The following is a 23,415-nucleotide window of genomic DNA, read 5'->3' as shown; positions in this document are numbered from 1 at the left end:
CCGAGACCCAAGGACTGTCTGAGCAGACATGCGAGCGAATTTCATCATCAGCGAGGTTCTCCACGGACTCCGCCGCAACGCGACCATGACCATCGCGATGATCATCACCACCGCGATCACGCTGGGAATGTTCGGCGGTGGGCTCCTGGTGATCCAGATGGCGGACAAGAGTCAGCAGATCTTCCTCGACCGGGTGGAGATGGAGTTCTATCTCAATCCCGAGGTGACCGAGCGTGATCCGCAGTGCGAGTCCGACCCGTGCGCCCAACTTCGCCGCGGGCTCGAGAACGAACCCGGCGTCACCTCGGTGACCTACCTCGACAAGGACGAGGCCTTCAAACGCGCGAAGGAGATCTTCGCGAACAACCCCGATCTCGCCGAGAACATCGTCGAGGGCACGTTGCCGGCCTCGCTGCGTGTGCGGGTGTCCGATCCCGGCCAGTTCGATGCGGTGCTCACCAAGTACGCGACGCGGAAAGACCTGGGGGTGGACGCCTTCAAGGACGACCGCAAGCTCGTGCAGCGGATCTTCAGTGTCCTCGACGGCGTCCGCAACGCGACCTTCGCCATCGCTTCGGTCCTGGCGATCGCCGCCATCCTGTTGATCATCAACACGGTTCAGGTCGCGGCGTTCACCAGACGGACCGAGGTGTCGATCATGCGCCTCGTCGGCGCGACCCGCTGGTACACCCAGTTGCCGTTCCTGCTCGAGGCGGTGGTGTCGGCCTTCGTCGGCTCGATGCTGGCCATCGGCGGTCTGCTGCTGGCCAAGAAGTTCTTCTTCGACAACGCGTTACGCGAGCTGTACGGGGTCAGCTTCTTCGCCCGGATCGAGCTGACCGACGTACTGTTCGTCGCACCGTGGCTGGTGCTCGGCGGAATTGTGTTGGCGGGTGCGACCGCGTATGTCACGCTTCGTGTCTATGTCCGGGAATGATCGGTCCGTCGGGGCGGTTCGGATTGTCGGCGATCAGCAACCGGTCGGTCACCAACAGGGCGATCGACCACACTACGAGGAGGTGAGTGCATGCCGAAGGAAAAAGGACGCAATGTGATCGCGTCCAACCGCAAGGCGCGGCACAACTACGCCATCCTCGACGTCTACGAGGCCGGCGTCGTCCTGGTCGGCACCGAGGTGAAAAGCCTGCGGGCGGGCAAGGCCTCGCTGGTCGACGCGTTCGCGACGATCGACGACGGCGAGGTGTGGCTTCATGCCCTGCACATCGCCGAGTACGGCAACGGCTCCTGGACCAACCACTCGGTCCGCCGCAAGCGCAAACTGCTGATGCACCGACGCGAGATCGACAACCTCGTCGGCAAGATCCGCGACGGCAACCTCACGCTGGTGCCGCTGTCGATGTACTTCAACGACGGCAAGGTGAAGGTCGAGCTCGCGCTGGCCCGCGGCAAGCAGGCGCACGACAAGCGCCAGGACATCGCCAAGCGGACCGCCCAGCGTGAGGTCGAACGTGAGGTCGGCCGCCGCGTGAAGGGCATGGGCTGACTCACGCGCCGGTGTCGGCCTGACCCTGTTGCTCAGTCGGCGTTCCCGGCGACGTGTTCGGTCCGTTCTGGTCGTCGGACTCGGAGCCGCTCTCACCGTCCTGGTTCTGTCGGCCCGGCAGGCCGCCCATCCCGGGCCCACCCATCTGCGGTCCACCCATCTGTGGTCCACCCATCTGGGGACCGCCACCCATTCCGGGCCCGTTGCCGCCCTGCTGCCAGACGGCGGCCGGCGACGGCCGCTCGGGCGTCGTGTTGTCCCCGGTGATGTAGCCGGCGCCGAAGCCGAGTGCGCCCGCGACGATGGCCAGCCCGGCTGCACCGGCGATCAGGGCCGACCGGGCCGGCGCGGTCTTCGGGGTTACCGGGCGCGGTTCGCCGACCGGGCCGCGTGAATCGGGTGAGTCGCCCGCGCCGATGGACTCATGGGAGTTCGCTCCCGGGGTCGGCGCCGGGCTGATCGGCGTGGTCGCGGCGTCGTCAGATGTCGTGGGTGCCGGCGGGGCCGGGGAGGTGCTGTCGGGGTCGTGTCCGCCAGGGGTCGGGGGCGTCATGTCGGTCTCGCTCTCGTCGGTCGGCCGAGTCCGTCCTCGGCTCACGAGGTCTCCACGATCCCGGCGGTGTCTTGGTCGACGCTGTCGGTCAGCTGTGAATGCGCTGGTGATCGCGGCGAACGGTAGCCGACCGGTAATGGGAATGAACTCTGAGTGACGAGTTGTTAGACTGAAGTGCTCGCTGACATCCGTCGGCGGCAACCTACTCGGGGCTGATCGGTTTCGACTTCGTGCGTCGAGATAGGGGAAGCGTGTCGGTGCAGGCTGGAGACCACCGTGAGCGTCGCAGCAACCAATTAAGCGCCGATTCCAATCAGCGCGACTACGCCCTCGCTGCCTGAGTAGCGCCGGCTAGTCTGTCGGCCCGGGTTATGCTCCCAGACCCGGTTGCCGGCATCATCCATGGGAGCTCACCGTCCTCGCCGGTCGCGGGTGAGGTCGGAACATCAAACAGCGACTGGGATCGTCATCTCGGCTTGTTCGCGTGACCGAGAGATCCGAGTAGAGACATAGCGGACTGCACACGGAGAAGCCCTAACAACACGACGGAGGACCCGGGTTCAATTCCCGGCAGCTCCACGAGAAGGCGCCCCACCGGACTCGGTGGGGCGCCTTTCGTTTCGCGCCGGCCGGTTCGCTAACCGGTACTCAACGCATCGAGCGTCGCGCTCTCGCGATGCTTGCGTCGTTTGGTGACGACGCCGTGGGTCGGGCTGAACAGGTAGACACCGAAGAACGCGATGCCCTGGACGAGGACGACCATCCCGCCGGGGGAGGTGTCCTGGTAGTAGGAGACGTAGAGGCCGATGACCCCGCAGATCGCCGAGATCGCGGGCGCGATGACGAGCATCCGGCCGAAGCGATCGGTGAGCAGTCGGGCCGTCGCGCCGGGGATGATGAGCATCGCGACCACGAGCACGATGCCGACCACCTGCAACGCGGTCACCGCAGTAAGGGCGAGCAGCGCGAGAAGGGCCGCGCCGAGCAGTTTCGGGCTGAGTCCGATCGCGAAGGCGTGCGTGCGGTCGAAGGCGTAGAGGGTGAAATCGCGCCTCTTGAGCAGCAGCAAGGTCGCCACGATCGCACCCAGGATCGCGATCTGCACGAGATCCGACGTCGAGACGCCTAAAAGATTGCCGAAGATGATGTGGTTCAGGTCGGTCTGGCTCGGCGTCACCGAGATCAGCACCAGGCCGAAGGCGAAGAGGGTGGTGAAGACGATGCCGATGGCGGCGTCCTCCTTGACCCGGCCGCCGTCGCGGACTGCGCCGATCAATGCCACGGCCAGGAAGCCGAAGATCACCGCACCGATGGCGAACGGCACGCCGACGATGTAGGCGAGGACCACGCCCGGCAGCACCGCGTGCGAGACCGCGTCACCCATCAGCGACCAGCCGATCAGCACGAGCCAGCACGACAACAGCGCACACACGACCGAGGCGATCAGCGTCGCCCACAGGGCACGCGTCATGAACGCGTAGGCGAACGGGTCGAGAAGGATGTCGACGATGTTCACGAGGCCTCCTCGTGGCGGTCAGACCCGAGGCGCCCGGACTCGAGACGCTCGGACTCTTCGCGTTCGGACGTCGGCCGGGCGAGTGGATCGAGCCCGAACGCGCGGACGAGGTTGTCGGTGGTGATCACCTCGGCCGGCGCGCCCTGCGCGATCACGCGGCGCATCAGCAGGATCGCCTCGTCGGCCAGCTCGGGCAGGACCTGGAGATCGTGCGTGGACACCAGGATCGTCGTCCCGGCATCGGCGAGTTCGCGTAGCAGTGCGGTGATGGTCCCCTCGGTGCGTTTGTCGACGCCGGCGAACGGTTCGTCGAGCAGCAGGATCTCGGCTTCCTGTGCGATGCCGCGGGCCACGAAGGCCCGCTTGCGCTGTCCGCCGGACAACTGGCCGATCTGGCGGTCGGCGAAGTCGGTGAGCTCGACGCGTGCGAGGGCTTCGTCGACGGCGTCGTGGTCGGCCCGCTTGGGGCGGCGCGTGAACCCGAGATGGCCGTAGCGACCCGTCATCACGACGTCACGGACCGACACCGGGAAGCTCCAGTCGATGTCCTCGGACTGCGGCACGTAACCGAGCGCGCCGGCTCGACGCGCCGCGGTGGGGGTCCGGCCGCCGAGCCGGACCGTGCCGGTCGTCGGGGTCACCGACCCCACGATCGTCTTGAACAGTGTCGACTTGCCCGATCCGTTCATGCCGACGAGGCCGCACACCTGGCCGGCAGGTACTCGTACCGACGCGTGGTCGAGGGCGAGGATGTCGCCGTACCGCACGGTCACGTCCGTCACCTCGATGGCGGAACCGCTTGTCGCTGAGACGTTCACGTGTTGCTCCCGGTCAGGCCCGACACGATGGTCGCGACGTCGTGGCGGATGAGGTCGAGGTAGGTGGGTACGGGGCCGTCGGCCTCGGAGAGCGAGTCGACGTACAGGGTGCCGCCGAACCGGGCGTCGGTCGCGTTCACGACCTGTCGCATCGGGGCGTCGGAGACCGTGGACTCGCAGAACACGCCGGGGACACGGTTCGCCCGGACGAAGTCGATCGTCTCGGCGACCTGTTGCGGCGTCGCCTGCTGTTCGGCGTTGACCGGCCAGATGTAGCGCTCGACGAGTCCGGCGTCGCGGGCGAGATACGAGAAGGCACCTTCGCAGGTGACGAGGGCCCGCTCGTTGGCGGGTAGTCCGGCGAGTGCGGAGGTGAGATCGGTCTGTACCTGCTGGAGCTGCCGCTTGTACGCGGTCGCGTTCGATTCGAAGGTGCCGGCGCCGTCGGGGTCGAGCTCGGTGAACGCGCGCACCATGTTGTCGACATAGATCTGCACATTCACCGGACTCATCCACGCATGCGGATTGGGCTTGCCCGCATAGGCATCCGACGCGATGTCGATCGGTTCGACACCCTCGCTGACAACGACGTGCCGGACGTCGAGGCCGTCGACGAACTGGGCGAACCAGGCTTCGAGATTGAGACCGTTGTCGAGGACGAGCGACGCGGTCGCGGCCCGACGGATGTCGCCGGGAGTCGGCTCGTAGCCGTGGATCTCGGCACCCGGCTTGGTGATCGACTCCACCTGCAGACGGTCGCCGGCGACCTCCGAGGCGATGTCGGCGAGCACGGTGAACGTGGTGAGCACGACCTTCTCATCGGGCAGCCGACTCGACAGCGTGCATCCCGCGAGGATCGTGCACACGGCAGCAAGCAGTGCCCCGACGGTGACGAACCGGCGACGCACGAGCTTGGGCATGCCGACACTATAGTTTCGGTTCGCCGAACTTTCTAGTTCGGGGGGTACGTGCCCTGGAACAGCGTCATCGGCGTATCGCGAGGAGATGGAACTCGGCGAAGCGATGGGCGTCATCGGCACGTTTGACGGTGCGCCACTCCTCGTCGAAACCGGCATCGGCCAGGGCCGCCGCCATCCGATCCGGGTGCCAACGCCACGCGGGTGCCACCCGATGGTCGAACTCGACGATCTCGTCGTCGGGGGTCGTCTGACCGGCGACCAGGACGGTGCTGCCCGCGGCCATCCGCTCCGCCCAGCCGCCCACGATCTCGGGCACGGAGTCGGGTGGCACGTGGATCAGGCTGAAGCGGGCCAGTACGGCCGCGACGGTGACGTCGGCGAGCTCCGGAGCGTCGATGCGGGCGTCGCCGGAGACGAACCGGACGCCGGGGTGCTTCGACCTCGCGATCCGCAGCATCGCCGTACTCGGGTCGACGCCGACCGCGTCGAACCCGAGTGCGACCAACTCGGCGGTCAGGAGCCCCGGCCCGCAACCGACGTCGAGCACCGTTCCTGCGACACCGCTGTCGCGGACGTGCTCGACGAACGCCCCGAAGGCGTGGCGCTGCAGGATGTTAGTGAACGGGGACGGGAAGGTCTCGGCGTACAGATCGGCGAGCTCGTCGTAACCGGGCTGCGAACTCACACGACTCCCGACGCCCGCAGATCCTCGATCTCGCGGGCGGACAACCCCAGCAATCCGCCGTAGACGGCCTCGTTGTCGCAACCGGGGGCGGGGGGACCGGCGTTGCGGATGCCACCGGGGGTGTCGCTGAACTGTGGCACGACGCCGGGACCGAGGACGGTGCGCTGCGCGCGTTCGTCGTAGTGTTCGGCGATCATCCCCCGTGCCTGTAGATGCGGGTCGGCGACCACCTCGGCGACGGAGTTCACCGGTCCGACAACGACTCCCGCGGCACCGAGTACTTCGGTCAGCTTCTCCGGTGTGTACTGCCGCGACCATTCGCCGATCAATTCGTCGAGCTCGTCCTGGTTGCGTCCGCGCGCGGCGTGATCGACGAAGCGGTCGTCGGTCGCGAGCTCGGGTTGTCCCATCGCCGCGCACAGCCGGGCGAACACCGAATCCTGGTTGGCGGCGATGATGACGTGCGTGCCCGCACTGGTCGGGTAGAGGTTCGACGGAGCGATGCCGTCGAGCCGGGTGCCCGACGGGCCGCGGACGACGCCACCTGCGTCGTAGTCCGCGATGGCCGATTCCTGCACGGCGACACATGATTCGATGAGGGATGTGTCGACGACCTGCCCCCTGCCGGTCACCGCACGCCGGTACAGTGCCGCGAGGGCGCCCTGCGCGGCGAACATGCCGGCCAGGGTGTCGCCGAGTGACAGCGCCAGCCGGGGCGGGAGCTGTCCGGGGTAGCCGTTGAGATACCGCAGACCGCTGGCGGCCTCGGCGACGGAGGCGTACCCGGCTCGTGTCGAATCCGGGCCGGTCTGGCCGTAGCCCGAGACGCGCACCACGACGATGCCCGGGTTGCGTGCGGACAGTACGTCCGGGCCGATACCGAGCCGCTCGAGCGTTCCGGGACGGAAGTTCTCGACGATGATGTCGGCCCGTTCGACGAGATCGAGGAACAGCTCGCGCCCTCGGTCCGCCCGCAGATCGAGGGTTACCGCTTTCTTGTTGCGGCCGTGCACCGTCCAATAGAAGCGGTGACCGTCGACCTCCGCCTGTCCCCAGGTGCGGATCGGATCGGGCTTGCCGGGCGGTTCGATCTTGATGACGTCGGCGCCCATGTCACCCAACAGCCGTGCCGCGTGTGGTCCGGCGATGAGCGTGCCCAGTTCGAGGACGGTGACGCCGTCAAGCGGGCCGGCGGGACGGTCGCTCATCGGTCTCGGCGAGGTGTCGGTCATCCAGACAGTGTGGCCGGTCACCCGGCGTGCGCCAAGGGTCGACCCCGGCTGGCCGGCGGATCGCGGCGCGGTCTCGCCTGCTGCCTCGACGCATCTGAACTTTTGAAACAAATAGCCCCCAATGTGTCAATGGGGACGAGCTGTCGCTAGGGTGTGTGTCGTCGAACACACCGAAGGGGCGGGAAGAACATGGTTGATCAGGCGTCGGGCACGGGACTGCTGCCGGACATCCGGCTGGCCGACATGGTGTCGGGAGTCGCGTCGTTGCGTCGTGACGCCGGCACGATTCTGCGGACCCTACCGGCGATGCTGCCCACACCGCCGACCACGAAGATGTCCATCGGCAAGCGGTTCCAGCAGAGTGCGCAGAAGTACCCTGACCGGGACTTCCTCCGGTTCGAGGGTGTGTCGATCACCTACCGCGAGGCCAACGCTCGGGCCAACCGGCTCGCGGATTTCCTCACCCGCGAGGGTGTCGGGCGCGGTGACGTGGTCGCGGTGCTCTCGCGTAATCACCCCGATGTCGTCATCGCGATGTTCGCGATCGTCAAGATCGGGGCGATCTGCGGAATGCTCAACTTCAACCAGCGCGGTGCGGTGCTGGAACACAGTCTCGGACTCATCGAGCCGAAAGTGGTTCTCTATCAGTTCGATCTGCTGGAGGCGCTGGAATCGGTGCCGACCGGATGCCGGCCGGACAAGGAGTTCACCTTCGCCGAACTCGCCACACTGACCGCGCGCTGCTCACCGCTCGACCGGCCGGTCACCGACTCGATCGAGGTCGGGTCGACCGCGATCTACATCTTCACCTCGGGCACAACGGGTTACCCGAAGGCGAGCAAGATGAGTCATTACCGCTGGCTGGTGGCGATGAACGGCATCGGCGGGCTGGGAATCCGTCTGCGCGGCGACGACGTCATGTACACGGCGTTGCCCTTCTACCACAACAACGCTCTCACGATCTCGGTCTCGTCGGTCCTCGCATCGGGAGCCTGCCTGGCCATCGGCAAGCAGTTCTCGGCGTCGAAGTTCATCGACGAGATCATCGAGAACAACGCCACCGCGTTCGCCTACATCGGTGAGCTGTGCCGCTATCTGCTCGCGCAGCCGCCGAAGCCGACCGATCGCGCGCACCGCCTCCGGCTGGCCGTCGGCAACGGTCTGCGCCCGGACATCTGGGATGCCTTCACCGAGCGGTTCGGTATCGACCGCGTCGTCGAGTTGTATGCGGCGAGCGAGGCGAACATCGGTTTCATCAACGTCTTCGGCTTGTCCAAGACGGCCGGGTTCTCGCCGTTGCCGTACACGATCGTCGAATACGACGAGGAGACCGGCGAGCCGCTGCGCGGTCCCGACGGGCGGGTGCGGCCGGTCGGGAAGGGTGGTACCGGATTGCTTCTCGCGCAGATCAATTCACGGGTACCGTTCGACGGTTACACCGACCCGGCCGCGACCGAACGAAAGATCGTCCGCGACGCGAAGCGCAAGGGCGACAGGTGGTTCAACAGCGGCGACGTCGTCCGCGATCAGGGCTTCTCGCACATCGGCTTCGTCGACCGCATCGGTGACACCTTCCGCTGGAAGGGTGAGAACGTGGCCACCACCGAGGTCGAGGCGGTGCTCGACGCGCACCCCGCCGTCGAGGAGGCGGTCGTGTTCGGTGTGCCCGTTCCGGGGGTCGACGGCAAGGCCGGCATGGCGGCGGTGAGCCTGCGAGACGGCGAGACCTTCGACGCCGACGGTCTCGCCCGGCACGTTCGCGACGGTCTGCCCGCGTACGCCGTGCCATTGTTCGTCCGGATCGTCGAGGCGCTGGAACACACCTCGACGTTCAAGAACATGCGCACCGAACTCCGCAAACAGGCTTACGGGCAGACCGGCGACGATCCGCTCTACGTGCTCGTCGGGGAGAAATACGTCGAGTTCTATCCGGAGTTCGTCGAGGAGTTGGCCGGCCGGCCGACGCGCTGAGGTCAGGCGCCGCGCAGCGCGGACAGGCGCTCGCCGACGAAGTCGAGCGCGCTGCGCTGCCAGAGCCCGATGTGATCGAGCATGGCGTGACCGCCGCCGGGGACTGGGATGAACTCGGCGTCGACGCCCAGCGCCGAGAGCTCGGCGATGCCCTTGCGGGTCCGCTTCGCGAGCGTGCGGGTGTCGGCGTCGCCGTGCACCGCGACGACCCGCGCGCCGGGCTGGATGTGTCGCCAGTCGGCGAACTGCCACCACGGCGCCAGGCCGAGGACGCCGATGACCCGGCGGTCGGCGGCGAGATGGGCGGCCACGCGTCCGCCCATCGAGTGTCCGATCGCGACCACCGGCACGCCCGGGTGCCGTCGGCAGATCTCGTCGAGTGCCGCACGGGCGGGGAGCAGAGGTGAATTGTCGTCGCCGTTCCAGCCGTACACGCGGTAGCCGACCTGGTGGACGCGCACCGACCGGCCGAATCGCAGTCGCAGCGACCAGGTGAACGGGTACATGCGCAGGGCGGACGGCTGCCAGGGGCTGAACGGTTTGTGGCTGTTGTCCGTGCCGCCCGGCAGGACGAGCACGAGCAGGCCGGGGGATCGGCGTCCGGGGGACAGCAGTCCCGACAATCCGGCGATCAGCATGTGTGCAGGCCCCTTCGATGCGACGTCGACGATCGTCTCACCGTAGCGATTCGGTCTCCGGGTCCGGACGGATCGGTTCGTCGACCGGGCGAACGGCGTGTGGAGTGGCACAATCGCGGTCATGGCACATCCTCGCGCTGGTACCTTGGCCCTGCCCGAAGACCTCGTCGACGTGGACGCCCTGGTGCGTGCCTATTACGACAACACACCCGACCCGTCGGACCCGTTGCAGCAGGTCGTGTTCGGGACGTCGGGGCATCGCGGATCGAGCTTCGACAACGCGTTCAACGAGGCCCACATCCTCGCGACGACGCAGGCGATCGTCGACTACCGCCGCTCGGCCGGGATCTCCGGTCCGCTGTTCATCGGGTTCGACACCCACGCTCTCTCGGTCCCCGCCTGGCGCACCGCACTCGAAGTGCTCGCGGCCAACGAGATCACCGTCTACACCGCCGAGAGCGACTCGTTCACACCCACGCCGGCGGTCAGCCGCGCCATCCTCATGTTCAACCAGGACAACCCGGGGGTGCTGTCCGACGGCATCGTCGTGACGCCGTCACACAATCCGCCGCGGGACGGCGGATTCAAGTACAACCCGCCGACCGGCGGTCCCGCGGACACCTCGATCACCTCGGTCGTCGCGGCGCGGGCGAACGAACTGCTCGAGCAGAAGCTCGACGGTGTCGCGCGCATCCCGTTCGAGCGCGCGCGCGGCAGCGAGTTCGTGCAGGACTACTCGTTCCTCCTCAACTACATCGACGGACTCGGCGACGTGGTCGACATGCGAGCGATCCGCGACGCCGGCATCCACATCGGCGCCGACCCGCTCGGCGGCGCGTCCGTCGGCTATTGGGCGCTGCTGGGCCTCCGATACAACCTCGAGCACCTGACGGTCGTGAATCCGACGGTGGACCCGACGTTCTCGTTCATGACGCTCGACACCGACGGCAAGATCCGGATGGACTGTTCGTCGGCCAACGCGATGGCCTCGCTCATCTCCTCCCGTGATTCCTACGACATCGCGACCGGCAACGACGCCGACTCGGACCGGCACGGCATCGTCACGCCCGACGCCGGTCTGATGAACCCCAACCACTACCTGGCCGTCGCGATCGATTACCTGTTCACGCACCGGCCGCAGTGGTCCGAGTCGGCGGCGGTCGGCAAGACGCTCGTGTCGTCGTCGCTGATCGACCGGGTGGTCGCCGGGATCGGACGACCGCTGCTCGAGGTTCCCGTCGGCTTCAAGTGGTTCGTCGACGGCCTGTTGAACGGTCGCGTCGCCTTCGGTGGCGAGGAGAGCGCCGGGGCGTCGTTCCTGACCTTCGACGGCAGCCCGTGGTCGACCGACAAGGACGGCATCATCATGGCGCTGCTGGCGTCGGAGATCCTCGCGGTGACGGGCAAGTCGCCGTCGCAGCGCTACGCCGAACTCGCCGAGGAGTACGGGACCACGGCGTATGCGCGGATCGATGCGCCGGCCAGCCGGGAGCAGAAGGCGGTGCTGTCGAAGCTGTCGCCGGAGCAGGTGACGGCGACGGAACTGGCGGGCGAACCCATCTCGGCGATCATGACGACCGCACCGGGCAACGGCGCACCGATCGGCGGCCTCAAGGTCACGACGGAGAACGCCTGGTTCGCGGCTCGCCCGTCGGGCACCGAGGACGTCTACAAGATCTACGCCGAATCCTTCAAGGGCGCAGACCATCTCGCGCAGGTGCAGAGCGAGGCGCAGCAGGTCGTCGACGCGGCGCTGGGGGCGTGAGCGAGTAGCGGGCCGGCCGTGGCGGTCACCGCCCCGTTCCGGCCGGACGTTCCCTCAGACAATTTTCAGCGCGACGCCGTTATTGTCGGAATGTGAGCAAGAAGCGCAAGCCGGGAGCATCGGTGCCCCGCACCACCAACTCGAAGTATCAGCCGAGCGCGCCGTCGAACACGATGACCTACGTGCTCGGCGGCATCGCCGTCCTGGTGATCGCGGGCCTCGTGATCGGCGGGATCTGGTGGAGCGGACGCGATCAGGGTGACACCGATCAAGCCGCGCTGGCGTCGAGTTCGACGATGATCGTCGGTCCCGAGACCGCTCCGCTCATCGACGTCTTCGAAGACCCGATGTGTCCGGTGTGCAAGGTGTTCGAGCAGCAGTCCGGACCGGCCATCACCAAGGCCGTCACCGAGGGCAAACTCCGCGTGCGCTACCACACACTGCACTTCCTGAACTCGCGGTCGGCGACCGGTGACTACAGCTCGCGTGCTGCCGGTGCGCTGACCTGCGTGGCCGACGAGCAGAACACCGATCTGTTCCTGCGGTTCCACAGCGCGCTGTTCGCCGCCCAGCCGCCCGAAGACGGCACCGGCAACATCAGCAGCCCCGAACTCGCGCGGCTCGCGACCGAACAGGGCGCGACGCCGGCGACCGCCACCTGCATCACCGACAACGCAAAGGTCGCCCAGGCCGAGGAGAACGCCCAGAAGTCGACCGACGAACTGTCGAAGGCGACCGGCGGACAGGTCGGCACGCCGACCGTGCTGCACGACGGCGAGCCCGTCAACGGCGTCCTCGAGGGCACCGGTTGGCTCGACAGCATCCTGGGTGGCGGCAACTCCTGAGTCGCGGGACGCCGATTCGACACCACTCGGGTCGGCGTCCTGGCGATTTGGCTGGTATCGCCGAGATGGTGTAACTTCGCCAGTGCCCTTGAACAGGGCGGAACAACAAAATACGGGGCTATGGCGCAGCTGGTAGCGCACCACACTGGCAGTGTGGGGGTCAGGGGTTCGAGTCCCCTTAGCTCCACCGAACGAAGCCCGTTCCGACAGATGTCGGGACGGGCTTCGTCGTTGGTGGGATAGAGTCTGTCGAACCGAGTTGCGTAGGGACAAACGGTTGCGCGCTCTACGGAGGCGGCAACGTGTTCTAGCTACCGGATTCGAAGTAGGGTGCGATATCCCTGACGAAATCGGTTGTGCCAGAAGCTGCGAGAGCATCGAGGAACTGTTCGGTGGTCACCGGTGGGCGACGACGCTTGTCGGCGGTTTGGGCTACAGATGCCACCGCACGCGCCGGATTGCGGTGGAGTAGGTCCAACAGGAATTGGTCGGAGCTGCGTATGTGCAGCCCCAGCGGCTCCACAACTGCATTGGGAAAATGCTGGGTGTTGTCGGTGACGATCGCGGCCGCGTGGCCTCTCACGGCGGCTGCGACAACGTGTCGGTCGTCAGGATCGGGCATTCCTGAGATTGCCTCTTCAAGTGGTTCCCAGCCTTCGACGCACGCGTCCTCGAAGGCATCGTTCATGGCGTCGACCCGCAAGCGTGCGGTCGCCTCTGAGACTCGTCCCTTTGTCGCCCGATTGATACCGCGCACCGTCTCGTCCATGATGCGGTTGCTCCACAGCGGGTAGTACGCCCGTTGCTCGGCGAAGGTGAGCAGCAGATCGGCCTTGTGGATCGGCACCAGAACACACGCGTCGAGCATCACGCGAAACCCCGCCACTACCGCTTGCGCTCCTCGGCAATCTCGCGGCGAGATGTGCGCATGGCTTCCCGATAGTCCTCGGCGGGCACGTCGTACAGACCGCTGTCTTCGGCGTCATCGACGAGAGCTTGCAGTGCCCCGCGCCGCTCGATTGCGCGCTGTGACTGGTACTCGAGTAGATCGCCTAACTTCACGCGCCGGTGACGGCTGCCTTCTACGGTCTCGTAGGGGATTCTGCCGCTCTCCAGCAGTTTGATGAGAGTAGGGCGGCTGATGCCGAGGTAGTCGGCAGACTCCTGCGTCGAGAGTTTCTGGTCGACCGGAGCGACAACGACCGCGCGGTGCGCGCGCATCGCATCCACGATCTGTGTCAGCGTCCGATAGACCTCGAGCGGGAGAGGCACTTCTTCACCGTCGGGCCCGACGAGTGCGGCAGGCTCGTGGTGGTGATCAAGGAACCGCGACAAATCCATGAGGGCGTCGAGGTCGGGGGCGTCGGTCGGGGGGAAGAACGTTCCTGTTCTGCGCGGTGCGGTAGTCGGGCTCATTTAGCAAGTTTGCCGACTAATCGAAATATCCGCAATCCCTTTGGTGGCTGTACTGGCAGAGGGGGTCAGGGGTTCGAATCCCCTTGGCTCCACCTGAATGAAGCCCGTTCCGACCGATGTCGGAACGGGCTTCGTCGTCGAACGGGTCGGTTCAGTCGCGCCCGATGCCCACCGGCATGGGGAGGATCTCGACGCGGGCGAGGCCCGAGGTGACGGCCGGGTCGGTGGCGCTGATGGCCCGGACATCGTCCTCGGAGTCGGCGCGCACCACGCCCAGGCCCCAGTCCCCGGCCGGGTCGACGACGGGACCGAAGATCACGGCGGTGCCGTCGGCGAGGAGCCTCGACCAGTACGCGCCGTGCCGGCCCATGATGGCGGCCTCGTCGTCGGACATGTCGCCGGGGCCGAAGGTGGGACGCGGCGGGACGAGTTTGTACACGAAGTGGGTCATGTTCTGACGCTCTCTCTCTTCAGGGGTGGGTAGATTCGATGACGTCGACGCAGGCCGCCAGGGCGGTGGCCCAGCCGCCGGAATACGCGCCGGAGCTGTAACCGCCTGGCGCGGCGCAGTCTTCGCGAAGCTGTTCCTCGCTCAGGTGCTCCCAGCCGCGGTGTTCCACGGACACCCGCGTCAGTGCCGGACCGAGCGAGGTGAACGCCAGCTCGACCTCGGTCGGCTCGGGGGTGTTCAGCCACGACATGACGAACCGGCTCGGGGGTTCCCACACCGCGAGTCGACCCCATTCGGCGGTCGTGCCGTCGTCCCAGGTCTCATAGACCCGGCCGCCGGTGTACTCGTCGATGGTCACCGTCCGTGCCCGGTCCCCGCCGATCGACATCGGCTGCAGCGGCCACCAGACCCCGATGGTCCGGACGAAGGTGGTGAAGACGTGGTCGAGATCGCTGCGTACGGTGGTGGATTGACGTATCGGCGGTCGCCGGAGCGGGAGAACGGCACCGCCATCGCGACTCCCGGCGTCGTCGACCTCGCGTTCACCCGGCACGGTTCACCTCGTCGTCGGTCAGTCCGCGTTCGGCCTCGACCAGTTGGCGCGCGACGTCGAGAGATGACGCCCACATGGTGTCGAGCAGGTCGCGTAGTCGGTCGATGCCCTCGGGTCGGGCGCGGTAGATGCGTCGGGTCCCCTCGCGGCGCTCGGCCAGCAACCCGGCGTCCTTCAACACCGTGATGTGCTGGGAGATCGCGGTGCGGCTGACGTCGAACCGGGCGGCGATGTCGCCCGCGGACAGCTCCTCGCCGGAGACGAGTTCGAGGATGGCGCGGCGACGGGGCTCCGCCATCGCGCGCAGGGCCTCGTCGACGCCCGGGGACTTGTCGGTCACGCCCAGAGTCCGATCGAGTTGCCGTCGGGGTCGGCGAACATGGCGAATCTGCCGTACCCATCCGGGAGGTCCGTGGGCGGTATGAGTGCCTTGCCGCCGAGCGTCTCGGCCCGGTCGAGGGACGCCTGCAGATTATCGACGCGCATGTAGACACTCACCCCACCGGTCCCGCCGGGTTCGGACACGGCGCCGATGCCGCCGGAGACGGCGCCGTCACCTGCGCCGGTGTCGACGAGCGAGTATTCCGGGCCGGAACTGTCGTCGATGGTCCAGCCGAACAGATCGCGATAGAACGCGGTGAGACGGGTGGGGTCATCCGAGGTGATCTCGAAGAATGCGACTGGTGCTCCCATGAGGACTCCTTGTGCCGGTATATGTCGGTAATGGCTAACGTTAGCGATCGCTGACGGAACACGCAAGGGTGTGGAGAGCCATGAGCGGCCTCGGCCCGTGCCCTAGAGTCCAGCCATGGGTGTCGCACTGTCGTCGGAGGTCGTATGGGGGATTCGGTGAGTCACGACCGGCCGTGGCGGCGCCCGGGTGCTCTTCGCTACGGCCTGCGGCGGTTGCGGAACGCCGTACGTCCGCCGGTGACCATCTACCCGGCACCCGACGACATGATCAAGGATGCCGACGTCCCGGTGGTGATGCGCGACGGGGTCACCCTGCGGGTCAACGTGTATCGGCCGGCGGGGGATGGTCCGTTTCCGGTCCTGCTCTCGGCGCACCCCTACGGCAAGGACGCGCTGCCGGTCCGGACGCGGTTCGGGTGGAAGATCAACTTCCAGTACCGGATCATGAATCAACCTGCGCCGTATCGCGTTTCGAGTGAGACGGGCTGGGAGGCGCCCGACCCCGCGGTCTGGACCTCGCGGAGCTACGTCGTCATCAATGCCGACCTGCGCGGCGCGGGGACCTCGGAGGGAACCGGATCGCTGCTCTCCGACGCCGAGGCCCTCGATGTCCACGACCTGATCGAGTGGGCCGGCCGGCAGTCCTGGTCGACCGGAGCGGTCGGCATGCTGGGCGTGTCGTATCTCGCGCTCTCGCAGTACAAGGCGGCCGCACTCCACCCGCCCCACCTCGCGGCGATCTGTCCGTGGGAAGGGTTCACCGACCTCTACCGCGACTTCATGAAGCCCGGTGGAGTCGACGAGAGAGGGTTCTCCCGCATCTGGGCTCTCGTCACCCGGAAGGCCGCCCGGTTGTCGAAGGACATCGGTGCCGAACGCCGCCGCCACCCCCTGCGAGATGACTGGTGGCAGAGCAAGACACCGAATCTTACGGCCATCGAGGTGCCGATGCTGGTGTGCGCCAGTTTCTCCGACAGCAATCTGCACAGCGCGGGTTCGATGCGTGCGTTCGAGCGGGCCGGGTCGGCTCACAAGTACCTGTACACCCACCGCGGACCGAAATGGGCGACGTTCTACAGCGACGACGCGGTGGCGACCCAGCACGCGTTCTTCGACCGACACCTGCGCGGGGACACGACCAGGACCCTGCCACGGGTCCGCCTCGAAGTCCGGGGGTCGCGGACCGAGGTCACCGATGTACGCGAGGAACATGAGTGGCCGCCGGCGGCGACCACGTGGACCGAACTGCTACTCGCTGACGGTGATCGTCTGACCCGGGTCACCGGGGGAGGCGTGGCGAGTGGTTCGTCGGTTCTCGACCTGCGCGGGGCCGGGCTGGCCTACGACCTTGCCATCGATTCTCATCTCGAACTCTCCGGACCGATGAGTGCTCGACTATGGGTTAGCCTGCCGCGCGGTGGGGATGCGACGTTGTTCGTGGCAGTGGAGAAATGGGCCGGAACGCGGTGGGTCCCGTTCGAGGGTTCGTACGGATACGGCCGGGACCGCATCGTGACGGGTAGGCAGAAGCTCTCCCTGCGAGCACTGGACCGCGATGCATCGTCGGTGGCCCGGCCGGTGCACAGCTTCGACCGCGTTCAGTTGCTGGAGCCCGGTCAGATCGTGGAGATAGAGGTCGGACTCGGTTCGTCGGCAACATCTTTCATGCCCGGCGATCGCCTGCGGCTGGTGCTCGCGGGACGGAACGTCGACCGGGGCAACCCGTTGACCGGACATTTCCCCGCCCGCTATCAGACCGGTCCCCGCGGAACGTGTCGGATTCATCGGGGCGGAGATCATCCCTCGATGCTGACGGTGCCGCTGATCGAGGCGACGAATCCGGCGGCCGGTCTGAATCCGTGACGACAGCTGAGGAGAGTACGTGGTGACGACCGAACCCCCGACCTGGCTGCTACTGCCGGGAACCCCGCTGTCGCCGGCGGTGTGGGACGGCGTGCGTGCCGAGCTGGCCGAGTACGGACACGTGATCACGCCTGCGATCAGCCCGCCGCCGGGTTATGCGGATGACGACCTACCCGCGCGGCTCGCCGCCGGGGTCGCGGAATCGGCTGCGTCCGAGGCGCCCTGGCATGTGGTGGGACATTCCTTCGGCGGACAGGTGGCCCTGGAACTCGCGATCCGGCGCCCCGAGCTCGTCTCCCGCCTGACGCTGCTGTGCACCCGAGACACGCCCTTCCCGGCATTCGACGCTGCGGCAGCCGCCGTCGAGGCCGACACCGTCGATGTCGACGGCACACTCGGACGCTGGTTCAGCGCAGACGAATTGCGCAACGATGGACCGGTCGTCCGCTACGCTCGCGAAGCCGTGGCCGCCGCGGACCACGCGTCCTGGGCGTCGGCGCTGCGCGCGATCGCCCACTTCGACTGTTCGCAACGCACCGCGTCGATCTCGTGCCCGGTGACCGTGGTCGCGGCCGAACACGACACGGTGTCCGACGTCGCCTCCATGAGAGCCATGCATCAGCGGATACCGGGATCGGACTTCATCGTCTGCGCCGGGGCCTGGCATATGAGCATCTTCGACGACCCGGCCGCGGTGGCGCGAATCCTCCTCTGACGACCGACGAATCTCGACCGTCGGGCTTCAGGTCGCGTCGGCGATGATCTGCCGCTGGGCCGTGAACATCTCGGCCAGATTGTTGCTGACCGTGGTGTCCATCGCGGGCGGTGCGTCGTCAACCGTGTTGTGCGTGACCGTGAACGATACGCCCCGCTCCTCGCCGACCACGATGATCCCGGCGAGGTGAACCTCGATCGCACCGACCTCGTACTCGCCGGTCATCCGGACCGCTTTGTAGTCACCGTCGATCGGCAGCTCGACCTTCTCGAGCGCGAGAGTGACCGGGACGTCGCCGTCCTCGAGGGTCAGCGTGAAAGACGAACAGGCGGAGACGATCTCGTCGAACTCGTCGTAACCGTTGTCGGCCGGCTTGGTCACGTCGGCACTGTAGTTGTCGAGACCGAAGAGTGTCTCGTTGGAGGACGAGGTCTCGGTGAGCTCGCGCTCCGCGCGTTCGTTGCCGGTCTGCTGAGACTGGACCAGCGTCGCACACTTCTCGTTGTCCACGGTGCTGCCGTCGTCGTCGTCGGTACTGCCCGTCTCCGTGCTGAATTCGCCCGTGATGTCCGGGAACTGGTCTTCGGGCAGCACCAGTTGGAGGGCCGAGGCGGTCGGGATCGACGGTTCGTCGTCGCCACCACCGCGCAGGGTCAGCGCCAGCACCACCGCCACCACGACGATCAGTACGAGGACCAGTCCGCCGCCGCCGATGAACCACCACTTCTTGCTCCCGCTCTTGGCCGGAGGGGGTGATTGCTGACCGAACGGCTGGCCATACGGTTGTTGGCCGTACGGCTGCTGGCCGTAGGGCTGCCCGCCATAGGGCTGTTGGCCGTACGGCTGCCCACCGTACGGACCCGGGTTCGGCGGCTGGCCGGGAGCCGGCTGCGGCCCGCCGGGTTGGTGACCGCCAGAAGGCGGCCAGCCGGGTTGCTGCGGCCCCTGCGGACCCATGGCGGTCGGCTGGTTGGGGTCGTAGGGACTGCCCACGGTCGGCTCCTCCTGGTCGGTGACCTCGGGAGATTACCGCGCTTCGATGGGGGCATCGCCGGGTTTCATGCGACCGAATGAGCGACGTCCGGCGGACGGGTCCGGACGTTCACAGGAGCGCGGGCGGTGGGTATTTCGGTTCGTACAGCGTGATCTCCCCGGCGCCGGGGACCTTGACCCGGACAGTCACGCCCCAACCCTCATCGGTCGGTGTGCCCGCGAACTCGGCGCCCCGGCCGGCGAGTTCGCGCATGGTGGAGTCGAGATCGTCGCACATGAACGACACGTCGAACTTCTGATCGGTGCGCCCGGCGCTTCCCTCGTGCTCCCAGGCATTCTGGTGCGCTCCGAGTTCGCTGGGACCGGTCTGGAAGATCAGCCAGCCGCCGCCCGTGTCGACGTGCGGGAAGCGCAACACGTCGCGGAAGAAGGCGCGGGCGGCGTCCGGGTCGTCGCAGTAGATCAGTGTGTGCACCGCGGTGATCATGGCGATCAGAGTAGTCCGGCCGCGGGAGTCGAACCGGCGTTGTTCGCAGAAGCCCGAACCGGCTCCCAGCGCTGAATCTCCGTCCCCGTGAGTCGGCGCGAAGGGCAATATACCCTTCAAACCTGTTGAGGGGGAGGCAAATTCGCTGGGAGGACGATCCCGCGCCGGTTGCTGGCCCTTCGTGGCTCGTCGCTAACGCTCCTCACACCTCCGGGAGCAGGGCTGGGACCTGCGGGTTTACAGTCTTTCGGATGAGGCAGTAAGGGGAAGGTCAGCTCACCGCCTTGGCGACCAGCGTCGCGATGGTCTTTTCCGCCTCGGTGTCCAGGGTGCTGACCGCGAACGACGTCGGCCAGAATCCGCCGTCGTCGAGGTTGGCGTTCTGGGTGAATCCGAAGGTGGAGTATATCGCTCCTAGTCGTCGTGCCCGCTGCGGAAGAAACACACCACCTTGCCCTTCAGCGCGTAGGCCGGTTGTCCGTACCAGAGCTTCGGTGCGAGGTCCGGTGCGGCCGTGGTGACGATCGCGTGGATGCGTTCGGCCAGCGCGCGATCGGCCGGGTCCATGCTCTCGAGCTTCGCGAGCAGATCGAGTTCCTCGGCCGCCTTCTTGTTCCCGCGCCTGCGGGTCTTCTCCATCTCGAGTTCCGCGGCGCGCTCCTTCATCGCGGCCCGTTCCTGATCGGAGAATCCTCCAGAGCTGCCCATTCGCGTTCCCTTCGCGGTCGACGGCCTCGGGGCCGAGGCAGCTCTCACGGTAGTGCGGCGGGTCTAGGGGCTTCTCGATTCCGAACCGGTCACAGGTCTCGACGCGGACTCACACCCGCCCTCGCAGGATCGCGTTCCAGTACAGGCGCGGGAGGGCATATCGGTCGAAGGCCCACGCACTCCGGCGCGGTTTGAGCGGGTCGATGACCGACGGCAACGACGACGTGATGGTCCCGTCGCGGTCGAACTCGGCGGCGATGAGATGATGTGCGTCCGTCGCGATCGGAGCGACGGTGTACCCGTCGTAGGCGGTGAGCTCCTCGCCGGCCCGCGCGGCCGCGATGTTGTCGGCGAGCACCGAGATCTGCCGTCGCAACCCGCCGCCCGACGGGTCGGTCGCGATCGCGGCGCCGTCACCGGCTCCCCAGATGGACGGATGGGTGCGGTGACGCAGCGTGTGGGGATCGATGTCGACGAGCCCCCGGCCGCGGGCGCCGGCCAGGTCCGAGTCGGTCACCAGGTCGGCACCTCGGAAGGGCGGGACGAGGTGCAGCATGTCGTAGTACACATCCTGGGTGTCCGAGCCGGTGACCACGGTGACCCGGCGATCGACCGGATGCAGTCGTACGGAGCTGTCGAGCAGCACGCGGACGCCGAGTTCGTCGAGGCACTCCGAGAGGCGGGCGTCGAGGGCCGCGACGCCGAGCAGATGGGGCCGGTCGACGGTCATGGTGATGTCGAGCGACTCGAGGATTCCTCGACGCCGCCAGTGGGCGGCGGCCAGGAAGAGTGGTTTGAGTGTGGTCCCGGTGCAGCTGACCGGCGGACGCGGGACGGTGAACACGGCCCGTCCACCCCGCGGCATCGAGGTGACGAGATCCCAGGTCTGTTCGGCCCGGTCGAGATAGTTGCTGGCCACCGCCGGGTCGGCGATCGCGAGCTCGATCCCCGGCATCGCGTCGTGATCCGGTACGAGTCCGACGGCCAGGACGAGGTCCCGGTAGCCGACGTCGGCGCCCGAGACGCAGCGGACCGTCCGCTTTCCCGCGTCGACGACGACGGCGGTGTCGCGCAACCACGTCACCCCGTCCGGCGTCACCGATCGCTGCGTGCGCTCGGCGTCCTGCAGCGTCGCCTGACCTCCGCCGACGTAGGAGAGCAGTGGGCGGTACGTGTGGACGGCCTGCGGTTCGATCACCGCGACATCGGTGACGCCCAGGCGCAGCAGTCGCGCCGCCGCGCTGAGGCCGGCGTTTCCGCCGCCGACGATGACGACGTCGAAGTGTCGGGTCTCGCGAGATGAGGCCATGCGGGTCAATACCCGGCCGGGCGCTCGGGAAAACCGGGGGAGCCGGCTGCCGCGTGCCGGAGCCGCCTCGGCCGGGTCCTCGTGGTCCGAGAGCTGGGTGCGACCATGGACCGATGACCGCCACGCTCGTCGCCAAGGACGTCGCCGGGGGATATGCCCACCGCGTCCTCTTCGACCACCTCGATCTCACGGTGGCACCCGGCGACGTGATCGGCGTGGTCGGTGCGAACGGTGCCGGGAAGACCACGCTGCTGCGGGTACTCGCCGGTGATCTCGCGCCCCTGGAGGGGACGGTGACCCGTGCACCGTCCGACGCTTTCGTCGGATGGTTGCCGCAGGAGCACGAACGGGTTCCCGGTGAGGTGGTGCGTGCGTACGTCGCCCGCCGGACGGGGTGCGCGGCGGCGACGGCGGCGATGGACGCGGCGGCGGACGCGTTGGCCGACCCCGACGCCGCGGCGCCGGGAGATCCGGCCGAGACGTATGCGGCCGCGCTCGACCACTGGTTGGCCACCGGGGCGGCCGATCTCGACGAGCGGTTGCCCGCGGTCCTCGCCGACCTCGGGCTCGGTGACGGCGTCATCGACCCGGATGCCACCCTGATGGCGGATCTGTCCGGTGGGCAGGCCGCGCGGGTCGGGCTCGCCGCGCTGCTGTGCTCGCGGTTCGACATCGTGCTCCTGGACGAACCGACCAACGACCTCGATCTGGACGGTCTCGCGCGCCTGGAGGAGGTCGTGGCCGGCATGCGGGGCGGCGTCGTCCTGGTCAGTCACGATCGAGAGTTCCTCGCGCGCAGCGTCACCCGGGTGCTCGAACTCGATCTCGCGCAGCACACCAACACCGTGTACGGCGGCGGATACGAGAGCTACCTCGAGGAACGGGCGGTTGCGCGTCGTCACCGTCGCGAGGAGTACGAGGAGTTCGCGGCCAAGAAGGCCGACCTCGTCGCCCGGGCTCGGATCCAGCGTGAATGGTCGAGTCAGGGTGTCCGCAATGCCATCCGGAAAGCGCCGGACAACGACAAGGTCCGACGCCGCGCCGCCACCGAGTCCAGTGAGAAGCAGGCGCAGAAGGTCCGGCAGATGGAGAGCCGGATCGCACGGCTCGACGAGGTCGCCGAACCGCGCAAGGAATGGGTCCTCGAGTTCACCATCGGGTCCGCGCCGCGCTCCAGCTCGGTGGTCGCCACTCTCAACGAAGCGGTTGTGCGACAGGGAGATTTCGTGCTGGGCCCGGTGTCGTTACAGGTGAACGCCGGCGAACGCATCGGCATCACGGGCCACAACGGTGCCGGCAAGACGACGCTGCTGCGGCTACTGCTCGGTCGCGTCGAACCCGACGAGGGGACCGCGCGACTCGGGACCAACGTCGCGATCGGCGAGATCGACCAGGCGCGTGGCCTGTTCACCGGTCCCCGGCCGCTGGCCGAACGGTTCGAAGCGCTGGTCCCCGAATACTCCACCGCGGACGTGCGGACGTTGCTCGCCAAGTTCGGCTTGCGGGCCGATCACGTGGACCGGCCGGTCGGAGAGCTGTCGCCCGGCGAGCGCACGCGGGCCGGGCTCGCCCTGCTGCAGGCGCGGGGCACCAATGTCCTCGTCCTCGACGAGCCGACCAACCACCTCGACCTGCCGGCCATCGAGCAACTCGAGTCCGCCCTCGATTCCTACGACGGCGCAGTGCTTCTCGTGACCCACGATCGGCGCATGCTGCAGAACGTGCGCGTCGACCGGCACTGGGACGTCGACGGCGGCCGGGTCGGCGAGCGCTGAGTTCT

24 protein-coding genes, 1 tRNA gene, 1 other RNA gene and 1 pseudogene are annotated in these 23,415 nt (G+C 67.4%); 10 read left to right on the top strand and 17 right to left on the bottom strand.

What is annotated here, in order from left to right; genetic code table 11:
• Nucleotides 1–28 precede the first annotated feature (28 nt).
• Both ftsX and smpB read left to right on the top strand, forming a co-directional pair.
• Nucleotides 29–937 (top strand): permease-like cell division protein FtsX, encoded by a 909-nt coding sequence (gene ftsX, locus KB201_RS13120; RefSeq protein WP_058253666.1) that lies wholly within the window; start codon nt 29–31, stop codon nt 935–937.
• A gap of 90 nt (nt 938–1,027) precedes the next feature.
• Entirely contained in the window at nt 1,028–1,504 is a 477-nt protein-coding gene (gene smpB / locus KB201_RS13115; protein ID WP_058253665.1) for an SsrA-binding protein SmpB, read from the top strand.
• A 1-nt stretch (nt 1,505) separates the two neighbouring features.
• Here the strand turns inward: smpB and KB201_RS13110 are convergent, their stop codons facing one another.
• Complete coding sequence (locus tag KB201_RS13110) at nt 1,506–2,057, bottom strand: hypothetical protein (RefSeq protein ID WP_139114259.1); 552 nt, start codon at nt 2,055–2,057, stop codon at nt 1,506–1,508.
• Nucleotides 2,058–2,265: 208 nt separating this feature from the next.
• Here KB201_RS13110 and ssrA point away from each other — a divergent pair.
• Nucleotides 2,266–2,639, top strand: a transfer-messenger RNA (tmRNA) gene (gene ssrA, locus KB201_RS13105).
• 55 nt (nt 2,640–2,694) lie between these two features.
• Here the strand turns inward: ssrA and KB201_RS13100 are convergent.
• From KB201_RS13100 to KB201_RS13080, 5 genes are all read right to left on the bottom strand, one after another.
• Nucleotides 2,695–3,573: a metal ABC transporter permease gene (locus KB201_RS13100; RefSeq protein ID WP_058253663.1), complete on the bottom strand. Its 879-nt coding sequence runs from the start codon at nt 3,571–3,573 to the stop codon at nt 2,695–2,697.
• Nucleotides 3,570–4,391 carry a metal ABC transporter ATP-binding protein gene (locus tag KB201_RS13095; RefSeq protein WP_078113714.1) on the bottom strand — a complete coding sequence of 274 codons (822 nt, stop codon included), beginning with the start codon at nt 4,389–4,391 and terminating at the stop codon, nt 3,570–3,572. Before KB201_RS13095 ends, KB201_RS13100 begins: the two co-directional genes overlap by 4 nt.
• Nucleotides 4,388–5,311, bottom strand: coding sequence for a metal ABC transporter substrate-binding protein (locus KB201_RS13090; RefSeq protein WP_211539428.1), 924 nt, complete (start codon nt 5,309–5,311; stop codon nt 4,388–4,390). Before KB201_RS13090 ends, KB201_RS13095 begins: the two co-directional genes overlap by 4 nt.
• Before the next feature lie 64 nt (nt 5,312–5,375).
• Nucleotides 5,376–5,996 carry a trans-aconitate 2-methyltransferase gene (locus KB201_RS13085; protein ID WP_058253660.1) on the bottom strand — a complete coding sequence of 207 codons (621 nt, stop codon included), beginning with the start codon at nt 5,994–5,996 and terminating at the stop codon, nt 5,376–5,378.
• Complete coding sequence (locus KB201_RS13080; protein WP_058253684.1) at nt 5,993–7,228, bottom strand: CaiB/BaiF CoA-transferase family protein; 1,236 nt, start codon at nt 7,226–7,228, stop codon at nt 5,993–5,995. The genes KB201_RS13085 and KB201_RS13080 overlap by 4 nt, the downstream gene beginning before the upstream one ends.
• Before the next feature lie 189 nt (nt 7,229–7,417).
• Between KB201_RS13080 and KB201_RS13075 the strand changes: the two genes are divergently transcribed.
• On the top strand, nt 7,418–9,199 hold the full coding sequence (locus KB201_RS13075; RefSeq protein ID WP_211539427.1) for a long-chain-acyl-CoA synthetase: 1,782 nt from the start codon (nt 7,418–7,420) through the stop codon (nt 9,197–9,199).
• A 2-nt stretch (nt 9,200–9,201) separates the two neighbouring features.
• On the opposite strand, the gene KB201_RS13070 is transcribed toward KB201_RS13075, so the two are convergent.
• Nucleotides 9,202–9,960: a serine aminopeptidase domain-containing protein gene (locus tag KB201_RS13070; RefSeq protein WP_091344483.1), complete on the bottom strand. Its 759-nt coding sequence runs from the start codon at nt 9,958–9,960 to the stop codon at nt 9,202–9,204.
• Here KB201_RS13070 and pgm point away from each other — a divergent pair.
• The 3 genes from pgm (at nt 9,959) to KB201_RS13055 (ending at nt 12,634) form a co-directional block, all read left to right on the top strand.
• Complete coding sequence (gene pgm / locus KB201_RS13065) at nt 9,959–11,602, top strand: phosphoglucomutase (alpha-D-glucose-1,6-bisphosphate-dependent) (RefSeq protein ID WP_058253658.1); 1,644 nt, start codon at nt 9,959–9,961, stop codon at nt 11,600–11,602. The two genes, KB201_RS13070 and pgm, sit on opposite strands and share 2 nt — an antisense overlap.
• Before the next feature lie 92 nt (nt 11,603–11,694).
• Nucleotides 11,695–12,447 carry a DsbA family protein gene (locus KB201_RS13060; RefSeq protein ID WP_058253657.1) on the top strand — a complete coding sequence of 251 codons (753 nt, stop codon included), beginning with the start codon at nt 11,695–11,697 and terminating at the stop codon, nt 12,445–12,447.
• A gap of 114 nt (nt 12,448–12,561) precedes the next feature.
• A tRNA-Ala gene (locus tag KB201_RS13055) sits at nt 12,562–12,634 on the top strand.
• 120 nt (nt 12,635–12,754) lie between these two features.
• On the opposite strand, the gene KB201_RS13050 is transcribed toward KB201_RS13055, so the two are convergent.
• The 6 genes from KB201_RS13050 to KB201_RS13025 all read right to left on the bottom strand — a co-directional run bounded on the left by KB201_RS13050 (nt 12,755) and on the right by KB201_RS13025 (nt 15,560).
• Complete coding sequence (locus KB201_RS13050; protein ID WP_058253656.1) at nt 12,755–13,333, bottom strand: PIN domain-containing protein; 579 nt, start codon at nt 13,331–13,333, stop codon at nt 12,755–12,757.
• Nucleotides 13,333–13,863, bottom strand: coding sequence for a helix-turn-helix domain-containing protein (locus KB201_RS13045; RefSeq protein ID WP_058253655.1), 531 nt, complete (start codon nt 13,861–13,863; stop codon nt 13,333–13,335). Before KB201_RS13045 ends, KB201_RS13050 begins: the two co-directional genes overlap by 1 nt.
• Nucleotides 13,864–14,014: 151 nt before the next feature.
• Nucleotides 14,015–14,314 carry a YciI family protein gene (locus KB201_RS13040; protein WP_058252449.1) on the bottom strand — a complete coding sequence of 100 codons (300 nt, stop codon included), beginning with the start codon at nt 14,312–14,314 and terminating at the stop codon, nt 14,015–14,017.
• A 19-nt stretch (nt 14,315–14,333) separates the two neighbouring features.
• Nucleotides 14,334–14,867 carry a hypothetical protein gene (locus KB201_RS13035; RefSeq protein ID WP_058252450.1) on the bottom strand — a complete coding sequence of 178 codons (534 nt, stop codon included), beginning with the start codon at nt 14,865–14,867 and terminating at the stop codon, nt 14,334–14,336.
• Nucleotides 14,857–15,207, bottom strand: a complete 351-nt coding sequence (locus tag KB201_RS13030; RefSeq protein WP_082652949.1) for a helix-turn-helix transcriptional regulator — start codon at nt 15,205–15,207, stop codon at nt 14,857–14,859. Before KB201_RS13030 ends, KB201_RS13035 begins: the two co-directional genes overlap by 11 nt.
• Nucleotides 15,204–15,560, bottom strand: a complete 357-nt coding sequence (locus tag KB201_RS13025; RefSeq protein ID WP_211539426.1) for a VOC family protein — start codon at nt 15,558–15,560, stop codon at nt 15,204–15,206. The genes KB201_RS13030 and KB201_RS13025 overlap by 4 nt, the downstream gene beginning before the upstream one ends.
• 144 nt (nt 15,561–15,704) lie before the next feature.
• Here KB201_RS13025 and KB201_RS13020 point away from each other — a divergent pair, with 144 nt between their 5' ends.
• Nucleotides 15,705–17,423, top strand: a complete 1,719-nt coding sequence (locus tag KB201_RS13020) for a CocE/NonD family hydrolase (protein WP_211539425.1) — start codon at nt 15,705–15,707, stop codon at nt 17,421–17,423.
• 22 nt (nt 17,424–17,445) lie between these two features.
• On the top strand, nt 17,446–18,138 hold the full coding sequence (locus tag KB201_RS13015) for an alpha/beta fold hydrolase (RefSeq protein ID WP_254859766.1): 693 nt from the start codon (nt 17,446–17,448) through the stop codon (nt 18,136–18,138).
• Nucleotides 18,139–18,165: 27 nt separating this feature from the next.
• Here KB201_RS13015 and KB201_RS13010 read toward each other — a convergent pair whose 3' ends face one another.
• The 4 genes and pseudogenes from KB201_RS13010 to KB201_RS12995 form a co-directional block, all read right to left on the bottom strand.
• Nucleotides 18,166–19,131, bottom strand: coding sequence for a hypothetical protein (locus tag KB201_RS13010; protein WP_211539424.1), 966 nt, complete (start codon nt 19,129–19,131; stop codon nt 18,166–18,168).
• A 109-nt stretch (nt 19,132–19,240) separates the two neighbouring features.
• Nucleotides 19,241–19,618: a VOC family protein gene (locus KB201_RS13005; protein WP_211539423.1), complete on the bottom strand. Its 378-nt coding sequence runs from the start codon at nt 19,616–19,618 to the stop codon at nt 19,241–19,243.
• Nucleotides 19,619–19,889: 271 nt separating this feature from the next.
• A pseudogene (locus tag KB201_RS13000) lies at nt 19,890–20,326 on the bottom strand (DUF1801 domain-containing protein).
• A gap of 109 nt (nt 20,327–20,435) precedes the next feature.
• On the bottom strand, nt 20,436–21,635 hold the full coding sequence (locus KB201_RS12995) for an NAD(P)/FAD-dependent oxidoreductase (RefSeq protein WP_211539422.1): 1,200 nt from the start codon (nt 21,633–21,635) through the stop codon (nt 20,436–20,438).
• 113 nt (nt 21,636–21,748) lie between these two features.
• Between KB201_RS12995 and KB201_RS12990 the strand changes: the two genes are divergently transcribed.
• Entirely contained in the window at nt 21,749–23,410 is a 1,662-nt protein-coding gene (locus tag KB201_RS12990) for an ABC-F family ATP-binding cassette domain-containing protein (protein WP_159371229.1), read from the top strand.
• The last annotated feature ends 5 nt before the right edge of the window (nt 23,411–23,415 follow it).

This window comes from Gordonia sp. SCSIO 19800 (genome assembly GCF_018132775.1).
In the GTDB taxonomy this organism is placed as follows: Bacteria; Actinomycetota; Actinomycetes; order Mycobacteriales; family Mycobacteriaceae; genus Gordonia; species Gordonia hongkongensis.
Note: the sequence above shows the minus strand (reverse complement) of the source record. Positions and strands in the feature narration are given on the sequence as shown.

Excerpts from the sequence above, each read along its gene's own strand:
- KB201_RS13025 (WP_211539426.1), bottom strand. The coding sequence starts at position 15,560 with ATGGGAGCACCAGTCGCATTCTTCGAGATCACCTCGGATGACCCCACC.
- pgm (WP_058253658.1), top strand. The coding sequence starts at position 9,959 with ATGGCACATCCTCGCGCTGGTACCTTGGCCCTGCCCGAAGACCTCGTC.
- KB201_RS12995 (WP_211539422.1), bottom strand. The coding sequence starts at position 21,635 with ATGGCCTCATCTCGCGAGACCCGACACTTCGACGTCGTCATCGTCGGC.
- KB201_RS13045 (WP_058253655.1), bottom strand. The coding sequence starts at position 13,863 with ATGAGCCCGACTACCGCACCGCGCAGAACAGGAACGTTCTTCCCCCCG.
- smpB (WP_058253665.1), top strand. The coding sequence starts at position 1,028 with ATGCCGAAGGAAAAAGGACGCAATGTGATCGCGTCCAACCGCAAGGCG.
- KB201_RS13075 (WP_211539427.1), top strand. The coding sequence starts at position 7,418 with ATGGTTGATCAGGCGTCGGGCACGGGACTGCTGCCGGACATCCGGCTG.
- KB201_RS13090 (WP_211539428.1), bottom strand. The coding sequence starts at position 5,311 with ATGCCCAAGCTCGTGCGTCGCCGGTTCGTCACCGTCGGGGCACTGCTT.
- ftsX (WP_058253666.1), top strand. The coding sequence starts at position 29 with ATGCGAGCGAATTTCATCATCAGCGAGGTTCTCCACGGACTCCGCCGC.
- KB201_RS13080 (WP_058253684.1), bottom strand. The coding sequence starts at position 7,228 with ATGACCGACACCTCGCCGAGACCGATGAGCGACCGTCCCGCCGGCCCG.
- KB201_RS13070 (WP_091344483.1), bottom strand. The coding sequence starts at position 9,960 with ATGACCGCGATTGTGCCACTCCACACGCCGTTCGCCCGGTCGACGAAC.
- KB201_RS13005 (WP_211539423.1), bottom strand. The coding sequence starts at position 19,618 with ATGATCACCGCGGTGCACACACTGATCTACTGCGACGACCCGGACGCC.
- KB201_RS13110 (WP_139114259.1), bottom strand. The coding sequence starts at position 2,057 with ATGACGCCCCCGACCCCTGGCGGACACGACCCCGACAGCACCTCCCCG.
- KB201_RS12990 (WP_159371229.1), top strand. The coding sequence starts at position 21,749 with ATGACCGCCACGCTCGTCGCCAAGGACGTCGCCGGGGGATATGCCCAC.
- KB201_RS13040 (WP_058252449.1), bottom strand. The coding sequence starts at position 14,314 with ATGACCCACTTCGTGTACAAACTCGTCCCGCCGCGTCCCACCTTCGGC.
- KB201_RS13020 (WP_211539425.1), top strand. The coding sequence starts at position 15,705 with ATGGGGGATTCGGTGAGTCACGACCGGCCGTGGCGGCGCCCGGGTGCT.